Raw genomic sequence first — 21,388 nt, 5'->3', positions numbered from 1 at the left:
AGCTATGAAAAGTATATATAAAATAACACTTTTAGTTGGTATAACTATTTTAGTTTCATCTTGCCACAATAATTCGGCACCAAACTATCAGTACTTCCCTAATATGTATGAATCTTTAGCGTATGAACCATATGCAGAGGCTAATATTTTTAAAGGAGGAAAGGAAGGACAACTTCCAGTAAAAGGAACTATTAACAGAGGTTTTGAACCTTATGAATATGAGAATTCTACAGCAGGTTATGAATTAGCAAAAGCTAATTTGAAATCACCTTTAGATTCTTTAGATAGAAATTCAGAAAAAGGAAAAGAACTTTTTGAAATCTATTGTATGAGTTGTCATGGTGCAACTGGAAATGGAAAAGGTAAATTGGTAGAAAGAGAAAAATTTCTTGGAGTTCCTAGTTATAAAGACAGGGTAATTACTGAAGGAAGTATTTTTCATGTTGAGACTTACGGATTAAATGCAATGGGTTCTCATGCAAATCAATTAAGTACTCACGAACGTTGGTTAGTTGCTGACTATGTTCTAAAACTAAAAAGCCAATTATAATAATTGTTGAACAAACTGATCGTATTAGATATGTATACATTTTCAAGTAAATTAAAAACTTTTTCTTTCATCTTAATGGCTGTAGGTCTTTTGGGTATTGGGTACGGTTTTTTAAATGCACCTAAAGATATTCAAGAAGTTGAAAAAATACTAGCTGCTGAGTCTCATGGTGGTCATGGAGAAGCGACTCATGAAACTGCTGAGCCAGCTCATGATGCACATGATGAAGGAAAAAAAGAACACGCTCAAGTTGGTGCTGCAGATGAGCATACAAAACATTTAAACCATGTTTTACACCAATTGCAAAATAAACCATGGTCAGCATTATATGTTGCTTGTATTTTCTTTTTGCTACTTTCTATGGGAGTTCTTGCATTTTACGCTATTCAACAAGTTGCGCAAGCAGGATGGTCTCCGGTATTGTTTAGAGTTATGCAAGGTATAACTGCTTACTTACCTGTAGGTTCTGTAATATTTTTTATAATTTTAGTATTTTGTGGACTGCACTTCAACCATATGTTTGTATGGTTAGGAGATGGAGTAACAGATCCTAAAAGCCCAAATTACGATGCAATCATTGCTAATAAAGCAGGATATTTAAATTTTCCTTTTTGGATTATTAGAGCTGCAATATTCTTGATTGGATGGAATTTGTATAACTACTATACTAGACAAAGATGTCTTGCACAAGACGAAGCTAAAGATGATTTGAATTACAAAAAGAATTTCAAAATGACTGCTGGATTCTTAGTATTCTTCATCGTTTCTGAGTCTATTATGTCTTGGGATTGGATTATGTCTATCGATCCACACTGGTACAGTACATTGTTTGGATGGTATGTGTTTGCTAGTTTCTTTGTAAGTGGTATCACTACAATTGCATTAGTGACTGTATACTTGAAATCTAAAGGATATTTAGAGCATGTAAATACAAGCCATATTCATGACCTTGCTAAATTTATGTTTGGTATTAGTGTTTTCTGGACTTATTTATGGTTCTCACAATTCATGTTGATTTGGTATGCAAATATCCCTGAAGAGGTAACTTATTTTGTTACAAGAATTCAACTTTATAACCTTCCTTTCTTTGGAGCTGTTGTTATGAATTTTCTTTTCCCATTGTTGATTTTAATCAATACTGATTTCAAGAGAATTAGCTGGGTAATTGTTATGGCTGGAATTGTAATTTTATTAGGACATTATCTTGATTTCTTCAATATGATTATGCCTGGTACAGTAGGTGATAGATGGTTTATTGGTGTTTCAGAAATTGCATCAGTACTTTTCTTCTTAGGTTTATTTATTTTTGTAGTTTTCACTGCATTAACTAAAGCTCCTTTGTTACCAAAAAGAAATCCATTTATAGAAGAAAGTAAACATTTTCATTATTAATATTTAAAGAAATAAACAGATGACAAGTTTGTTGGTAATTATAGTTTTAGTTTTATTAGCTGTAGCATTATGGCAATTGACCAAGATATTTGATCTTACTCAGGTAGGAGCAAAATCGGACGATTCTCAGGTTGCATCTGATAATGATAATAATGTTCAAGGGTATTTAATGTTCGGATTTTTAGCATTCATTTATATTTTTACAATATATGGATTGTTAAAATGGGGACCATTAGTATTACACACACCAGCTTCTGAGCATGGTAGTTTGGTTGATAGCCTTATGAACATTACTTGGGTTTTGATTTTTGTAGTTCAATTTATAACTCAAGGATTACTTTATTATTTTTCTTTTAAATATAAAGGAGAAAAAGATAAGAAAGCATTATATTTTGCTGATAATAATAGATTAGAGGCACTTTGGAGTGTTATTCCAGCAGTTGTTTTGGCAGGATTAATTCTTTATGGATTATATGCTTGGAATAATATTATGTTTGTTGACAAAGATGAAGATACAGTTGTTATCGAATTATATGCTCAACAATTTAAATGGACTGCAAGATATGCTGGACCTGATAATGTTTTAGGTAAAGCTAACGTAAGATTAATCGAAGGTGTAAATACTTTAGGAGTTGATATGTCTGATCCATATGCACAAGATGATATTGTGGTTTCAGAATTACATATACCAAAAGGAAAGAAAGTACATTTCAAGATGCGTTCTCAAGACGTATTACACTCAGCTTACATGCCTCACTTCAGAGCGCAAATGAACTGTGTTCCTGGTATGGTTACAGAATTTGCTTTCACGCCAGTTTACACAACTGCAGAATATAGAGACTTAGAATACATGGTAAAGAAAGTTGCTCATATTAATGAACTGCGTTCTAAGAAAAGTGTTGAACTAGTTGCAAAAGGAGAAACAGCTCTTGACCCTTATACTTTTGATTATTTATTACTTTGTAATAAAATTTGTGGAACATCTCACTACAACATGCAAATGAAAATAGTTGTTGATACACCAGAAGAGTATAAAAAATGGTTAAGCGAAAAAGCTACATTAGCTCAGGATATTAAAGCAGCAGTTGCTCCAGCTCCAGCAGAAGGTGCAGCAGGAAGCACTGATACTACCAAAGTTGATACTACTGCTAAAGTAGAAGCTCCTAAAGTAGCTATGAAATAATATTTATTTAAGAAATTTAAAGTATACATATATGTCAGCAGAAGGTCACGATCACGGACAAGATCACGAACACGAACACCACCATAAAGAGACATTCATTACTAAATATATCTTTAGTATTGATCACAAAATGATTGCCAAACAATACCTTATAACAGGTATTATTATGGGGGTAATTGGTATTGCAATGTCCTTGCTTTTTAGAATGCAATTAGCATGGCCTGAAGAGTCTTTTAAAATATTTAATGTTTTATTAGGAGATAAATTTGCACCAGATGGAGTAATGACTAATGATGTTTATCTTGCATTAGTTACCATACACGGAACCATCATGGTATTTTTTGTATTAACGGCTGGTTTGAGTGGTACTTTTAGTAACTTATTGATTCCGCTTCAAATTGGTGCAAGAGATATGGCCTCTGGATTCATGAATATGATTTCATACTGGTTATTTTTCTTATCAGCAGTTATAATGTTAAGTTCTTTATTTGTTGAAGCTGGACCTGCTTCATCTGGTTGGACAATTTATCCTCCATTAAGTGCTTTACCACAAGCGATTCCTGGTTCAGGAACAGGTATGACATTATGGTTAGTTTCTATGGCAATCTTTATTGCTTCATCATTGATGGGTTCATTAAACTACATCGTAACTGTTATTAATTTAAGAACAAAAGGTATGTCTATGACAAGATTACCTTTAACTATATGGACATTCTTCGTAACTGCTGTTATTGGAGTTATTTCATTCCCAGTATTATTATCTGCTGCATTATTATTGATTTTTGACAGAAGTTTTGGTACTTCTTTCTTCTTATCTGATATTTATATTGCTGGAGAAGTTTTACATTACCAAGGAGGTTCACCAGTTTTATTCGAACACTTATTTTGGTTCTTAGGACACCCTGAAGTTTACATTGTAATCTTACCAGCGATGGGACTTGTTTCAGAAATTATGGCTACGAATTCTCGTAAACCAATTTTCGGATACAGAGCGATGATTATGTCAGTTTTAGCAATTGCATTCCTTTCAACAATCGTTTGGGGACACCACATGTTCGTTTCTGGAATGAATCCATTTTTAGGATCTGTATTTACATTTACAACATTATTGATTGCAATTCCTTCTGCTGTAAAAGCATTTAACTGGATTACAACTTTATGGAAAGGTAACTTACAATTTAATCCTGCAATGTTGTTCTCTATAGGAATGGTTTCTACTTTCATCACTGGAGGTTTAACAGGGATCATCTTAGGAGATAGTACTTTAGACATTAACGTTCACGATACATACTTTGTAATTGCTCACTTTCACTTAGTAATGGGTATCTCTGCACTTTACGGAATGTTTGCTGGTATTTACCACTGGTTCCCTAAAATGTATGGTAGAATGTTAAACAAAAACTTAGGATATATTCACTTTTGGGTAACTGCAGTTTGTGCTTACGGAGTATTCTTCCCAATGCACTTTATCGGATTAGCAGGTTTACCAAGACGTTACTATACTAATACAAACTTCCCGTTATTTGATGACTTACAAAACGTAAACGTTTTAATAACTGTGTTTGCTTTAGTTGGAGGAGCTTTCCAATTAGTGTTCTTGTACAATTTCTTTAGTAGTATTTTCTACGGTAAGAAAGCAGTACAAAACCCATGGAAATCTACAACATTAGAGTGGACTACACCAGTTGAGCATATTCACGGTAACTGGCCAGGAGAAATTCCTCACGTTTACCGTTGGCCATATGACTATAGTAATCCAAACTATGACGTTGATTTTGTACCTCAAAACGTACCAATGAAAGAAGGAGAAGAAGTTCTTCATCACTAAAAATATTTAAAACCTCTACTCATAGTAGAGGTTTTTTTTTGACTTCCTTTTTCTTTCTCTATCTTTGCTAAATGAATGAAAATTTAGATCCAACAACGAACCGCTATAACTCTGAAGAGTTTGATCTTGAAAAAAAATTAAGACCGCTTTCTTTTGATGATTTCGCGGGTCAAGATCAGGTTTTAGAAAACCTGAAAGTCTTTGTTGCGGCAGCTAATCAGCGTAACGAAGCATTAGATCATACGCTTTTTCATGGACCTCCCGGACTTGGAAAAACTACTTTGGCAAACATACTTGCTAATGAATTAGAGGTTGGTATAAAGATTACATCAGGGCCAGTTCTGGATAAACCTGGTGACTTAGCTGGATTACTTACTAATCTCGAAGAAAGAGATGTACTATTTATAGATGAAATCCATCGTTTGAGTCCTATTGTCGAAGAGTACTTATATTCGGCAATGGAAGATTTTAAGATAGATATCATGATAGAGTCTGGGCCTAATGCAAGAACAGTTCAGATTAATTTAAATCCATTTACCTTAATCGGAGCAACAACACGTTCAGGTTTGTTAACAGCACCTATGCGTGCTCGTTTTGGTATCTCGTCACGATTACAATATTATACTACAGAGCTTTTAACTTCAATTGTAGAAAGAAGTGCTTCGATATTAAAAATGCCAATTTCTTTAGATGCTGCAATCGAGATTGCAGGCCGTAGTCGTGGAACGCCTCGTATCGCAAATGCATTATTGCGTCGTGTTCGTGACTTTGCACAAATTAAAGGAAACGGAACTATCGATTTGGCTATTGCACAATATGCACTAAAGGCATTAAATGTCGATGCACATGGTTTGGATGAGATGGATAACAAAATCCTTCTTACCATTATTAGTAAATTTAAAGGAGGGCCAGTTGGATTGTCTACATTGGCAACAGCAGTTTCCGAAAGTAGCGAAACCATCGAAGAAGTATATGAGCCATTCCTAATTCAGGAAGGTTTTATTATGAGAACTCCACGAGGACGTGAAGTTACCGACAAAGCATACAAACATTTAGGTAGAATAAATACCAATATTCAAGGCGGATTATTTTAATTTTTTTGAAGCTATTTCCTGCTGTCCGCTATATCTTTTTCTGGCTAAAAAGCCAAAAAAAGGATGTCGCTCCCATCAGGGCTAAAACCGTTTCATATTAAATTTACATTGATAAATTCAAAAAGCACATATTCACAATTTATTAAATCCGAAGCCAAAAGGCTTGGGTTCTTATCTTGTGGAATTTCTAAAGCAGGATTCTTGGAACAAGAAGCCCCAAGGTTAGAAAATTGGCTTAATAAAAACCATAATGGTCAAATGGCCTATATGGAAAATCATTTTGATAAGCGGTTAGATCCTACTTTATTAGTTGATGATGCCAAAAGTGTAGTGTCGTTATTACTTAATTATTACCCTTCCGAAACTCAGGAAAATGATAGCTTTAAGATATCGAAGTACGCATATGGACAAGATTATCATTTTGTAATTAAAGAAAAACTCAAAGAATTACTTTTTTCCATTCAAGAGCAAATAGGCGATGTTTCTGGTCGCGTATTTGTTGACTCTGCTCCAGTTTTGGATAAAGCTTGGGCTGCCAAAAGTGGTTTAGGCTGGATAGGTAAAAACAGCAATTTAATTACACAAAAAGTAGGCTCTTTTTACTTCATTGCCGAACTTATTCTTGATTTAGACTTAGAATATGATTATGCCACTACAGATCATTGTGGTTCATGTACTGCTTGTATCGATGCTTGTCCAACACAGGCAATTGTTGCTCCTTATGTAGTTGATGGGAGTAAGTGTATTTCCTATTTTACAATTGAACTCAAAGAAAATATTCCACAAGAAATGAAAGGGAAATTTGATGATTGGGCATTTGGTTGCGATACCTGTCAAGATGTTTGTCCTTGGAATCGATTTTCTAAAGCACATTCAGAACCACTGTTTAATCCTAACCCAGATGTTATGTCAATGTCGAAAAAAGAGTGGTTAGAGATTACTGAAGAAACCTTTCGAGTGATATTTAAAAACTCCCCTTTAAAAAGAACAAAATTTGATGGTTTAAAACGAAATATCAATTTCTTGAAATAGCCTTTTTATTTTGGATAATTTGTTAATTAGGGGTAGATGTTCTGTTTTAATTGTTAATAAAATTATTTTTTAAAGTAAAATTTGCAATAAAATTGAGTATAAGTTACTCGTAAAAGTATAAAATACGCAACCCTACGTTGCGTATTTTTTTATTCTATTATTTGAACTTTAATAAGTTATGAATTTTTGCGTTGAAGTTAGTGCGCGAAATGACTTTTATTGTTGTTATAAAAACTTTTAGTTGCTAAATTGTTAATTTTTTTCTCGATAAAATCTACATTTATTCGAAAAAAAGAGTACTTCAACGATAAAACAGGTAGTTCGACGAGTTATCTAGTTATTATTTTACCCTTTATATACTTTCGCCCCACCAAACTACCTATTTCTATAATCTTAAAGACGAATTTGAGTCGAAGCTAATTTATTTATGGCCCTTATTTTATTTTTCTTTTATAAAATTTTGAAAGATCTTTTCCTTAGATCTTCGGTACAACAATCCCTCTTATTTAATTTATTTTTTTCGAATTCCTTCATTGGGTTTTCGAACAATTATAGTATTACCCAAAACAAAACTGTTTATGCAAAATTGTACTCTTAAAATGCTTAATTTTTTTAGGCTAACTTCTTTTATTGTATTTTTTTTATTCTCAACTAGTCTGTTTTCACAAATTTGTGGAACACCTGGTGGAGATGGTCCTGTTACAGTATCAAGTTCTGTAAATACGTATTATCCTGTTGATGGTAATATCACCTTGAATAAAGGAGCTCAATCTATATTATTAGGAGCCGTACCAACAATGGATGCTCATAAAAATAATTTTGGAACAACTCAAATTTCTGCAGGGGATTTGATTTTGATTATCCAAATGCAGGATGCTATTATTGATTTTAGGAATGATGCTAATTATGGTTCAGGAACTTCAAGTAGTGGCCCGGATAAATTAGGAGGTACAGGATTCACAGCTATTGGTAATACAGGTATTTTCGAATATGTTATTGCAACAAATGATGTTTCATTAAAGGGAGGAAATCTTACGTTTAAAGGTACCGGTCCAAATGGAGGTACTTTTAATAGTTTTTTTAATGCGGATGCAACACCTACGAGAGGGAAGAGAACATTTCAAATTGTTAGAGTACCACAATACTCTAATTTAAAGCTAACTTCTAAGATAACGACACCACCATTTAATGGTATTGCAGGTGGAGTTATTGCTTTTAATGTTTCTGGAACATTTGATTTTAATGGATTTTCTATTGATGGAACAGCAAGAGGGTTTAGAGGAGGATATAGTCCTATAGCTTTTTCAGGTGTAAATGATGCGACTTCTTATGTTGGTGATGCTTCAAAAACTTATATTTCAGGGAAAGGAGAAGGAATCGCAGGAACGCCTAGATATATGTGGGATGGTTATAACCAGGTAGATAATAAAGTTGAAGGTATGCCAGCAGGTTCTTCAGGTAGAGGAGCTCCTGCCAATGCTGGTGGTGGTGGTAATGACCACAACACCGGTGGCGGTGGCGGTGGTAATGGTGGTTTTGGTGGTTTAGGTGGTTACGGTTGGCAAGGAATTGGAGGACAAACTTGGCCAACTTATACTGGGGGAGGAAGACCTGGTTTTAGATCCTACCTAGATGCTACACCAGAATTAACAAGACTTATAATGGGAGGTGGCGGTGGCGCTGGAGATGCTAATAATGCTATCGATGGTGTAAAAGGAGGTGTCGGAGGAGCTATTGTACTTATTAATGCAGGAACAGTTCAAGGTAATGGGTTAATTGAAGTTAATGGAGGAAATGGTGCTCCGGGTGCATATGGTGGTACACCAGATGGAGCTGGAGGAGCTGGAGCTGGAGGGACAGTATTGTTGAATATTTCTAATACCAGTACTGGAGATATTACAATTAATGCAAAAGGAGGAAATGGAGGGAATACAGAAAATGATACTAAAAACGAGCACGGACCAGGTGGTGGTGGTGGTGGTGGAATCATTAGACATAATCTTGAGGGGACTGTAAAAATTACTACCAATGTAACTGGTGGTTTGGCAGGTAAAACTAATAAAGGAAGTGGAACTGGTTCTAATGTCCATGGTGCTAATGAGGGAGTAAATGGACATGTATCGACTTTTATCTCTAAAGATCTACCGCCAAATTTACAAGTTAACTCAAATTGTTTTCCTATTCTGGATACCAAAGTAAAATCGTTACCTAAAGCATCAGCTTGTAATTCGATTGGAGAGAAGGTTTCTTATGAAATACAAATAAAAAATACAGGGGTAGGAAATGCTGCCGGGGTCGATTTAGACTTTTATTTTCCAACAGGTATCGAATTTGATTCTGCTACGGCAACATATTCAGCAGATACTACTGGTCCTTCTGGTGCTTTAAGTAATACAGTTACATCTAAGAATAATCCTGTGTTTGGAGGGTTTAATATTGCTCAAAATGGAGTGGTTACGATAATCTTGGTTGGGAAAGTTATAGCGCCTATTGCTGCTGGTACATATAGTTCTAATGCACAAGCTTTATACTTTGATCCTACACGTACAACTGCCAATCCTACTAGAAAAATTACGGCAGCTGTAAACGCGTATGGTACAACTATAAATAAAAAATATGAAGGAGTTAACCAAATCGATGTGCCGGGAACGAACTTTAAAGGCGATGGCGCAACTGTAACAGAAGATGATATAAAAATATTTGCTTTGCCAGATGTTCCTACAGCTGAAGTGGTACAATCAACTTGTGATACACCAACAGGAACAATAACGGTAAAAACTCCTGCAAATGGTGAAGGAATAAGTTATACATTAAAAGGAACTAATCCTGTAACAGCACCAGTAATTAATACAACAGGAATCTTTTCGGGCTTAGTACCAAATAACTATGTAGTAACAACTACAAACGAAAATGGATGTACTTCGCTTCCTACTAATAGCATAACTATTAATGCAGTTGCTGGAGCACCAACAACTACAGGAGTATCTACTTGTCAAGGTACAAGTGGAATATTAAAAGCTACTTCTACATGTTCTGGTACAATACAATGGTATACATCGGCTTCGGGTGGGACTGCAGTAGGCTCAGGAGCATCTTTCGATCCAAATACAGTTAAAGGCTTAATAGATATAAATAAGGCAGGAACTACAGTTTTTTATGCAGCTTGTGGTAGTGGCACAGGTTGTCGAACTGCTACTAATTTTGTTATTAATGCAATACCAACAATTACAGGAACAACACCTGCTGGACGATGTGATACTGGAGAAGTGATTTTAGGAGCTACTGCCTCTTCAGGAACAATTAATTGGTATGCTGCAGCAACTGGTGGTGCGTCATTAGGAACAGGTACAAGTTTTACAACACCAAGCTTAACAACTACTACAACTTATTATGTTGATGCAACCGATAACGGATGTGCTACAGCAACAAGGACTGCAGTTAAAGCATCGATAAATACTAGGCCAACAATAAATTCAACTACAGAAGCCTCTAGCTGTGGTATGGCAGCATTAATACTAAAGGCAACTGCATCAACAGGAGCTGATACTATCAGATGGTATGCGGATCCGGTAAGTGAACAGGTATTAGGAACAGGAGCAGAATTTATTACTCCAAACTTATCAACTACGACTACTTATTATGTAGGTGCTACTACAACCGAAGGTTGTACTACAACATCGAGAATTGCGGTTGCAGCAGTTATAAATGATGCCTCAACAATTGTGCTTACCAGCGGTACACAAAATCCGGTAGTTTGTACAGGAACAGCAATTCCAACTACGGTTTATACTTTTGGAGGAAGCGCAAAAAATGCCATAGTAACAAATTTGCCAACAGAGTTAAAGTCCGTTGTCGATTTAACAGCAAGAACAGTAACTATTTCAGGAACTCCAGCGGCAAATGCTAATTATACGATAACAACAGTTGGACATACAATGCCATGTCCAGCAGCTACAATAAATGGAGTAGTAACGATGAATGCATCGATTCCAAAACCAACATTAACTACATTAACACAACCAACTTGTACGACTGCTACGGGAAGTTTTGAGATTACTAATTATAATCCAACGTATACTTATACGGTATCGCCGTCAACAGGAGTTAACCGAAATGGAGCTACAGTAACAGCACCAGTAGGAAGTTATACTGTAAAAGCTACCTCTGGAACTTGCGCATCTGTAGAATCGGTTGCTGCAGTAATTAATGCACAACCAGCTACACCGGATATGCCAGCAGTAAGCGCTGTAACACAACCAACGTGTGCAACAGCTACAGGAAGTTTTACAATTACGAATTACGACCCAACTTATACTTATACAATCACACCGTCAACAGGAGTTAACCGAAATGGAGCTATAGTAACAGTACCAGCAGGAAGTTATACTGTAAAAGCAACATTAGGGACTTGCATATCAGCTGAATCAGTTGCTGCAGTAATTAATGCACAACCAGCTACACCGGATATACCAGCAGTTAGCGCTGTAACACAACCAACGTGTGCAACAGCTACAGGAAGTTTTACAATTACGAATTATGACTCGACTTATACCTATACAATCACGCCGTCGGCAAATGTTGTTCGAAATGGAGCTGCAATAACAGCGCCAGCAGGAAGTTATACTGTAAAAGCGACATTAGGGACTTGCATATCAGCTGAATCAGTTGCTGCAGTAATTAATGCACAACCAGCTACGCCAGCTATGCCAACGGCTACAGAGCAAAATTTTTGCTTTGTAGATGCTAAAAAAATTAAAGATTTAATTGCTACAGGATCAGGTATTCAATGGTATAATGCTCTGACGGGTGGTATTTTGTATAAAGAGACTGACTTATTGGAATCAAATACATATTATGCTAGTCAAACAACTAATGGATGTGAGAGTGAAAGAATCGCAGTAAAAGTTATTGTAACAGAAACTCCTATTGCAGGAACGTTATCAGGAAATCAAAATATTTGTATAACAGAAAATACTGCTTTTTCATTATCAGGAGGTACTGCTGGAGGAAGATGGAGTAGTAGTAATACGGCAGTAGCTACAGTAAATGCATCAACAGGAGCAATTGCTGGAGTTGGAACTGGGGTAGCAACAATTAAGTATACAGTAACTGGAACTGGAGGTTGTGATGATGCTACTGCAGAAAGAGTTGTAACTGTTAGCTCTTTGCCTACAGCGACAATAACAGGAACATTAGAAGCTTGTTTAACTACTACACTAACAGCGGTTACCAATGCGGTTTCTCCTAGTTATGTTTGGTACAAAGATAATTCAGTTATTAATGGGGAGACAGCTTCGACATTAGTTGTAACCTCAAATGGAGATTATAAAGTAAAAATCATAAGTGGTTCTACTTTTTGTGAAGAAACTTCTACTGCTTCGACAATAGTTGTAGCTGATACAGAAAAACCAGTTATCACATGTCCAGCAACTATTAGCCAAGTTGCAGATGCTAACAAATGTGGAGCAACCGTTTCTATTGTAAATCCAACAGCAACTGATAATTGTTCGACAACATTCACTTTTGCAGGAGTTCGTTCAGACAGTAAATCATTGACAGATTTATATCCTGTGGGAACAACAAAAATAGTTTGGACAGCTACCGATGCTTCAGGAAATACCTCATTATCATGTGAGCAAACAGTTACTATTACTGATGCAGAAAAACCAGAAAAACCAGTTTTAGCAGATGTTGTAGCACAATGTTCAGCAATTGTACCAGTTCCAACCACAACAGATAATTGTAAAGGAACAATAACAGGAACAACAGCAGATCCACTTACTTATACAACGCAAGGGACTTATACAATTACTTGGAGTTTTGCTGACGGAAATGGAAACATAGAAAGCGCAATTCAGAACGTAATAATAAAAGACACCCAAGAACCAGTTATCACGTGTCCAGCAACTATTAACCAAGTTGCAGATGCTAACAAATGTGGCGCAACTGTTTCTATTGTAGATCCAACGGCAACCGATAATTGTTCAACAACATTCACCTTTGCAGGAGTTCGTTCAGACAGTAAATCATTGACAGATTTATATCCTGTGGGAACAACAAAAATAGTTTGGACAGCGACCGATGCTTCAGGAAATACCTCATTATCATGTGAGCAAACGATCACTATTGCCGATGCAGAAAAGCCAGTTAAACCAGTTTTAGCAGATGTTGTAGCACAATGTTCAGCAACAGTACCAGTTCCAAGCACAACAGATAATTGTAAAGGAACAATAACAGGAACAACAGCAGATCCGCTTACTTATACAGCGCAAGGGACTTATATAATTACTTGGAGTTTTGATGACGGAAATGGAAACATAGAAAGTGCAATTCAGAACGTAATAATAAAAGATACAGAAAAACCAGTTGTCACGTGTCCAGCAACTATTAACCAAGTTGCCGATACCAACAAATGTGGCGCAACTGTTTCTATTGTAAATCCAACAGCAACCGATAATTGTTCGACAACATTCACCTTTGCAGGAGTTCGTTCAGACAGTAAATCATTGACAGATTTATATCCTGTGGGAACAACAAAAATAGTTTGGACAGCTACCGATGCTTCAGGAAATACCTCATTATCATGTGAGCAAACGATCACTATTGCCGATGCAGAAAAGCCAGTTAAACCAGTTTTAGCAGATGTTATAGCACAATGTTCAGCAACAGTACCAGTTCCAAGCACAACAGATAATTGTAAAGGAACAATAACAGGAACAACAGCAGATCCGCTTACTTATACAGCACAAGGGACTTATACAATTACTTGGAGTTTTGATGACGGAAATGGAAACATAGAAAGTGCAATTCAGAACGTAATAATAAAAGATACAGAAAAGCCAGTTATCACATGTCCAACAGCTATTAACAAAAACGCTGATACAGGACAATGTGGAGCAACTGTTTCTATTGTAAATCCAACAGCTACCGATAATTGTTCGACAACATTCACCTTTGCAGGAGTTCGTTCAGACAGTAAATCATTGACAGATTTATATCCGGTAGGCACAACAAAAATAGTTTGGACAGCTACCGATGCTTCAGGAAATACCTCATTATCATGTGAGCAAACAGTTACTATTACTGATGCAGAAAAGCCAGTTAAACCAGTTTTAGCAGATGTTATAGCACAATGTTCAGCAACAGTACCAGTTCCAAGCACAACAGATAATTGTAAAGGAACAATAACAGGAACAACAGCAGATCCGCTTACTTATACAGCACAAGGGACTTATACAATTACTTGGAGTTTTGATGACGGAAATGGAAACATAGAAAGTGCAATTCAGAACGTAATAATAAAAGATACAGAAAAGCCAGTTATCACATGTCCAACAGCTATTAACAAAAACGCTGATACAGGACAATGTGGAGCAACTGTTTCTATTGTAAATCCAACAGCTACCGATAATTGTTCGACAACATTCACCTTTGCAGGAGTTCGTTCAGACAGTAAATCATTGACAGATTTATATCCGGTAGGCACAACAAAAATAGTTTGGACAGCTACCGATGCTTCAGGAAATACCTCATTATCATGTGAGCAAACAGTTACTATTACTGATGCAGAAAAGCCAGTTAAACCAGTTTTAGCAGATGTTATAGCACAATGTTCAGCAACAGTACCAGTTCCAAGCACAACAGATAATTGTAAAGGAACAATAACAGGAACAACAGCAGATCCGCTTACTTATACAGCACAAGGGACTTATACAATTACTTGGAGTTTTGATGACGGAAATGGAAACATAGAAAGTGCAATTCAGAACGTAATAATAAAAGATACAGAAAAACCAGTTATCACGTGTCCAACAGCCATTAGCCAAGTTGCTGATGCTAACAAATGTGGCGCAACCGTTTCTATTGTAAATCCAACAGCAACCGATAATTGTTCAACAACATTCACCTTTTCAGGAGTTCGTTCAGACAGTAAATCATTAACAGATTTATATCCGGTAGGAACAACAAAAATAGTTTGGACAGCGACCGATGCTTCAGGAAATACCTCATTATCATGTGAGCAAACGATCACTATTGCCGATGCAGAAAAACCAGAAAAACCAGTTTTAGCAGATGTTATAGCACAATGTTCAGCAACAGTACCAGTTCCAAGCACAACAGATAATTGTAAAGGAACAATAATAGGAACAACACCAGATCCACTTACTTATACAGCACAAGGGACTTATACAATTACTTGGAGTTTTGATGACGGAAATGGAAACATAGAAAGCACAATTCAGAACGTAATAATAAAAGATGCAGAAAAACCAGTTAAACCAGTTTTAGCAGATGTTGTAGCACAATGTTCAGCAATTGTACCAGTTCCAACCACAACAGATAATTGTAAAGGAACAATAACAGGAACAACAGCAGATCCACTTACTTATACAACGCAAGGGACTTATACAATTACTTGGAGTTTTGATGACGGAAATGGAAACATAGAAAGTGCAATTCAGAACGTAATAATAAAAGATACAGAAAAGCCAGTTATCACGTGTCCAGCAACTATTAACCAAGTTGCCGATACCAACAAATGTGGCGCAACTGTTTCTATTGTAAATCCAACAGCAACCGATAATTGTTCAACAACATTCACCTTTACAGGAGTTCGTTCAGACAGTAAATCATTGACAGATTTATATCCAGTAGGAGCGACAACAATAGTATGGACAGCTACTGATGCTTCAGGTAATATCTCGGCATCATGTGAGCAAATCATCACTATTACCGATATTGAAAAACCAGTTATCACATGTCCAGCAGCTATTAATCAAGTTGCCGATGCTAACAAATGTGGTGCAACAGTATCTATTGTAAATCCAACAGCAACCGATAATTGCTCAACAACCTTCACCTTCACAGGAGTTCGTTCAGACAGTAAATTAGTAACAGATTTATATCCAGTAGGAGCGACAACAATAGTATGGACAGCTACTGATGCTTCAGGTAATATCTCGGCATCATGTGAGCAAATCATCACTATTACCGATACCGAAAAGCCAGTTATCACTTGTCCAGCAGCCATCAGTCAAGTTGCCGATGCAGGAGTATGTGGCGCAATAGTATCTATTGTAAATCCAACAGCAACCGATAATTGCTCAACAACCTTCACCTTCACAGGAGTTCGTTCAGACAGTAAATTAGTAACAGATTTATATCCTGTGGGAACAACAAAAATAGTTTGGACAGCTACCGATGCTTCAGGAAATATCTCAGCATCATGTGAGCAAACGATCACTATTACCGATACCGAAAAACCAGTTATCACTTGTCCAGCAGCCATCAGTCAAGTTGCCGATGCAGGAGTATGTGGCGCAATAGTAGCTATTGTAAACCCAACAGCAACTGATAATTGTTCCACAACCTTCACCTTTACAGGAGTTCGTTCAGACAGTAAATTAGTAACAGATTTATATCCGGTAGGAGCAACAACAATAGTATGGACAGCAACGGACGCTTCAGGTAATATCTCGGTATCATGTGAGCAAATCATCACTATTACCGATACTGAAAAACCAGTTATTAGTTGCTCAACAGCGGTTATAGCTAATACAGACACAGGTTCATGTACAGCAACAATTGTTCTAAGTTTACCAACTGTTTCTGATAATTGTGGAATTGCTTCAGTAACGAATGACGCTCCTGTGGTATTCCCAATCGGAATTACAACTGTAACTTGGACAGTTACTGATAATAATGGTAATATTTCTACTTGTACACAAATGGTCACTGTGTTTGGTCCGATTAAATCTAACGATGATTTAGGGGTTTCAATAAATAGTTATGTAGGAGGTATTGCAGTTTCAAACGTTTTGAATAATGATTTATTGAATTGTGTTAGTGTGGTATCAAATCAAGTAAAAATTACTTTAGCAAGTACGTTACCATCTGGAGTAAATTTTGATACAACTACTGGTGAAGTAAGTGTAAATCCACATACGCCATCTGGAACTTATACATTTGATTATACTATTTGTGATCTTTCAAATATTACAAATTGTAGTACATCTACAGTTAAAATAACTATAGATAATCCATTAATCGAAGCTATCACAGAAACTACGTCTCCAATTAATGGAAACACAGGAGGCAAAACTCCACCATTAACATCAAACGATAAATTAAACGGAGTAGATGTAGTTATCGGAACCAACCCAGGCGAAGTAAAACTAACGCCAGTAACAGTACCAACAGGACTCACACTAAATCCTGACGGAACGGTAACCGTATCTCCAAATACACCAGCAGGAAACTACGATGTAACCTACAAAATATGCGAAGTAACCAATCCTGCAAATTGTGCAGAAGTAACCTCAGTAATTGTAGTAGGAGCAGCGATTATAGACGCAGCAGATGACAACGTACTCTTTGCAGACGGAATAAACGGAACACTAGAAGCAATCAATGTATTAGACAATGATAAATTAAACGGAAGCAGAATAAACAACCCAGCCGTTGTAACCATAAAAAGCCTAACCGTATTATCAGGAATCACATTAAACGAAGACGGAACAATAGATGTAGCGCCAAATACACCAGGAGGTACCTATACACTAAACTACCAAATTTGTGATGCCATAAACAAAACAAATTGCGTAAGTGCCAAAGTGACCATTTTTGTAGCCGTACCATCGATAGCCGTAATAAAAACAGCCACATTCAATGACGAAAACAAAAGCGGTTATGCCAATGCGGGAGAAACGATCACCTATACCTTCAAGATAACCAATACCGGAAACACCCCGCTGACAAACGTAACAGTTAGCGACCCACTTCCAGGACTAGTTATGACAGGAAGCCCAATCACATTAGGCGTAAATGAAACCGACGAACACACCTTTATAGGCGTATATGTAATCAAACAATCCGACATCAATGCCGGAAAAATAAGCAACCAGGCCACCGCATTTGGAACCAGTGCCAACGGAATCACAGTAGAAGACAAATCCGATTACACCAGCAATGTAGATGACAATCCAACAGTATCCCCAATAGAAGGCTGCGTAATAAAAGTCTTCAATGCCATCTCACCAAACGGAGATTCTATGAACGAGAGATTCTACATCCAAGGGCTAGAATGTTATCCAGAGAATACCGTAGAGATATACAACCGATGGGGAGTTTTAGTATTCGAACGCGAACACTACAACAACGAAGAGCGCGCCTTTAGAGGAATGTCCGAAGGACGCACCACCGTAAAACAATCCGATGGACTGCCAGTAGGAACATACTACTACGTACTAAAATACAAAGACAGCGAGTCCAATGCCCACCAGGAAGCAGGATATTTATACATCAATAAATAAAAGTAAAAAACAAATAGAAACGGCTTAGCCCTAAAAAGCTAAGCCATTCTTAAAAGAAAAATAAATGAGAAAATTAGTAATCGTTTTTATGTTTTTTTCCGCAGTAAGCCATGCACAACAAGATGCCCAGTTTACACAATACATGTACAATACCATCAATATAAACCCAGCCTATGCCGGCTCCAGAGGAGCCATGAGCATCTTTGGACTATACCGTACCCAATGGGTAGGACTCGATGGAGCACCCGAAACCAGTAGTTTCTCCCTAAACACCCCGTTAAACAATAGCAACCTGGGACTCGGAGTATCCCTGGTAAACGATAAAATAGGACCAACAAACGAAAACACATTCTCGGCCGATTTATCCTATACCATACCCACATCCGAAACCTTCAAGCTATCCTTCGGGATCAAAGCCACCGCCAACCTGTTCAATTTAGACATCGGTAAACTAAACCCAGAACAACAAGGCGACCCACAATTTCAAGACCTAAACAGCAAATTCACCCCCAATATAGGAGCAGGAGTATACTGGCATTCCGATAAAGCCTACATCGGATTATCCGTACCCAATTTTATCGAAACTAACAGATACAACGATAATGATATCGCCATCTTCAAAGACAAAATCAACTACTACCTAATAGCCGGATACGTATTCGATCTAGACCCCTATATCAAATTCAAACCAGCCGTACTGACCAAAATGGTCGAAGGTTCCCCACTACAAGTCGACCTGTCAGCCAACTTCATGTTCAATGACAAATTTGTAGCAGGAGTAGCCTACAGATGGAGTGCAGCCCTAAGCGCCATGGTAGGATTCCAGGTAAGCGACGGATTATATCTAGGCTACGCCTACGACCGCGAAACCACCCGCCTGAACAACTACAACTCAGGTTCCCACGAGATATTCCTGCGATTCGAATTCTTTAATAATTACAGCCGAATAACCTCACCAAGATTCTTCTAAAACCATCAAAGATGAAAAAAAACTATATAGCCATCACCTTCACCCTCCTTTTAATACTGATAACACTAAACGGAAGAGCACAAAGCGCAAGCCAGCACAAAGCCGATAAAGACTATAACCAATACGCCTATATCGATGCCATTGCCACCTACGAAAGAGTAGCCGAAAAAGGATACAAAGACCAGGAAATGTTCCAAAGACTAGGTAACGCCTACTACTTTAATGGCGAACTAACCAAAGCCGCCAAATGGTATCAGGCCCTTTTTGAAATGAACCCAGAACAAGAACCCGAGTACTACTACCGCTACGCACAAACCCTAAAAGCCACAGGAGATTATGCCAAAGCAGATAAAACCCTCGATACCTTCAACAAAAAAAAGGCAGCCGACAAAAGAGGAGAACTATTCGAAAACAATAAAAACTACCTCGAGCAAATAAAAGCCAACTCAGGGCGATACGAAATAGCCGACGCAAAAATCAACTCCACCCAAACCGATTACGGAAGCGCCTATTACGACAACAAACTCGTATTTGCATCCGCCAGAGATACCGGAGGCATAGCCAAAAAAACATTCAAATGGACCAATAAATCCTTTACCAACCTATACACCGCCGAAATAAAAGCCGATGGAACACTAGGAACACCAGAACGATTTCAAAAGAACATCAATTCCAAATTCAATGAATCCACCCCCGTTTTCACCAAAGACGGAAAAACAATGTACTTTACAAGAAACAACTACCTGGAAGGAAAAAGAGGCAAAGACAACCAAAAAATCACCCTGTTAAAACTCTATAAAGCAGAACAAATCGATGGTAAATGGACCAACGTAAGCGAACTACCATTTAATAGCGACCAGTACAGCACCGCACATCCCGCACTAAGCAATGACGAAAAAAAACTATACTTCGCCTCCGATATGCCAGGAACCCTGGGCCAATCCGATTTGTATAGCGTAACAATAAACAGCGACAAAAGCTTTGGAAAACCAGAAAACCTAGGAAAGACAATCAATACCGAAGGCAGAGAAACCTTCCCATTTATAGCAAACGACAACCAGCTATATTTTGCCAGCGACGGACGACCAGGACTAGGCGGACTCGATGTATACGTTACCAAAATCAATGATAACAACAACGATAACACCTTTACAACAGTACAAAACGTAGGCGCACCAATAAATAGCAAGCAAGACGACTTTGCATTTATCATCGATAGTGAAACCCAAAAAGGATACTTTACCTCCAATCGAGAAGGAGGAAACGGCAACGATGATATTTACAAACTAACCCAAACCAGAAAACTAAACTGCGAGCAAACCCTAAAAGGAATAGTAAGCGACAAAGAAACCAACGCCATACTAGAGAACGCCAAAGTAACCCTGCTCGACGAGCAATTTAAAACAATAGGCGAGGTTACAACAGTAGCAAACGGAACATACAGCTTTAAGGTAGATTGCAACAAAACCTATCATGTAAGAGTAGCCAAAGAAGATTATGAAACGATAGAAACTCCAGTAATCATAAAAGAACAATCAGGAGAAACAAACCTAAATATAAAATTAGAAAAACGCATCAAGCCAATCACAGTAGGAACCGATTTAGCCAAAACGCTAAACATACCTATCATCTATTTTGATTTAGATAAATCCATCATCCGCAAAGATGCCGCCTTCGAACTAGAGAAAATCCTGGCGGTAATGCAGCAATACCCAAAGATGAAAATCGATATCCGCTCCCATACCGATAGTCGTCAAACAGCAAAATACAACCTGGCATTATCAGACAGAAGAGCCAAATCAACCCAACAATGGTTGATAAAAAACGGCATTAAATCTAATCGATTAACCGCCAAAGGATATGGCGAGAGTCAGTTAGTAAACCACTGTTCCGATGGAGTTCCTTGCACCGAAGCAGAACACCAATTGAACAGAAGAAGTGAATTTATCATCATCTCGATGGAATAATATTCAGTACATCTAAATAATAAATACCATATTTAAAAGCAATGCTCTTTTTGAAATTTC

The 21,388-nt window shown here is 37.3% G+C and carries 9 protein-coding genes; all 9 read left to right on the top strand.

Features of this window, described 5'->3' with window-relative positions:
• The first annotated feature begins 4 nt into the window (after positions 1-4).
• The 9 genes from ACJ6WR_RS07360 (at position 5) to ACJ6WR_RS07320 (ending at position 21,328) form a co-directional block, all read left to right on the top strand.
• Positions 5-550, top strand: a complete 546-nt coding sequence (locus ACJ6WR_RS07360) for a c-type cytochrome (RefSeq protein ID WP_039119291.1) — start codon at positions 5-7, stop codon at positions 548-550.
• Positions 551-580: 30 nt separating this feature from the next.
• A complete protein-coding gene (locus tag ACJ6WR_RS07355) occupies positions 581-1,942 on the top strand; it encodes a quinol:cytochrome C oxidoreductase (protein ID WP_409417469.1) in 1,362 nt (453 codons plus the stop codon).
• A gap of 19 nt (positions 1,943-1,961) precedes the next feature.
• A complete protein-coding gene (locus ACJ6WR_RS07350; protein WP_039111896.1) occupies positions 1,962-3,125 on the top strand; it encodes a cytochrome c oxidase subunit II in 1,164 nt (387 codons plus the stop codon).
• A 31-nt stretch (positions 3,126-3,156) separates the two neighbouring features.
• Positions 3,157-4,953: a cbb3-type cytochrome c oxidase subunit I gene (locus tag ACJ6WR_RS07345; protein WP_039111897.1), complete on the top strand. Its 1,797-nt coding sequence runs from the start codon at positions 3,157-3,159 to the stop codon at positions 4,951-4,953.
• Positions 4,954-5,024: 71 nt separating this feature from the next.
• A complete protein-coding gene (ruvB, locus tag ACJ6WR_RS07340; protein ID WP_039111898.1) occupies positions 5,025-6,047 on the top strand; it encodes a Holliday junction branch migration DNA helicase RuvB in 1,023 nt (340 codons plus the stop codon).
• Positions 6,048-6,155: 108 nt separating this feature from the next.
• Complete coding sequence (queG, locus tag ACJ6WR_RS07335; protein ID WP_409417923.1) at positions 6,156-7,079, top strand: tRNA epoxyqueuosine(34) reductase QueG; 924 nt, start codon at positions 6,156-6,158, stop codon at positions 7,077-7,079.
• A 578-nt stretch (positions 7,080-7,657) separates the two neighbouring features.
• Entirely contained in the window at positions 7,658-18,391 is a 10,734-nt protein-coding gene (locus ACJ6WR_RS07330) for an HYR domain-containing protein (protein WP_409417468.1), read from the top strand.
• Positions 18,392-18,455: 64 nt separating this feature from the next.
• On the top strand, positions 18,456-19,361 hold the full coding sequence (locus tag ACJ6WR_RS07325) for a type IX secretion system membrane protein PorP/SprF (RefSeq protein ID WP_409416421.1): 906 nt from the start codon (positions 18,456-18,458) through the stop codon (positions 19,359-19,361).
• 11 nt (positions 19,362-19,372) lie between these two features.
• Positions 19,373-21,328: an OmpA family protein gene (locus ACJ6WR_RS07320; protein ID WP_409417467.1), complete on the top strand. Its 1,956-nt coding sequence runs from the start codon at positions 19,373-19,375 to the stop codon at positions 21,326-21,328.
• The last annotated feature ends 60 nt before the right edge of the window (positions 21,329-21,388 follow it).

Source organism: Flavobacterium sp. PS2 (assembly GCF_046250155.1).
Taxonomy (GTDB): Bacteria; Bacteroidota; Bacteroidia; order Flavobacteriales; family Flavobacteriaceae; genus Flavobacterium.
This window is presented reverse-complemented; position numbering and strand designations above follow the sequence as displayed.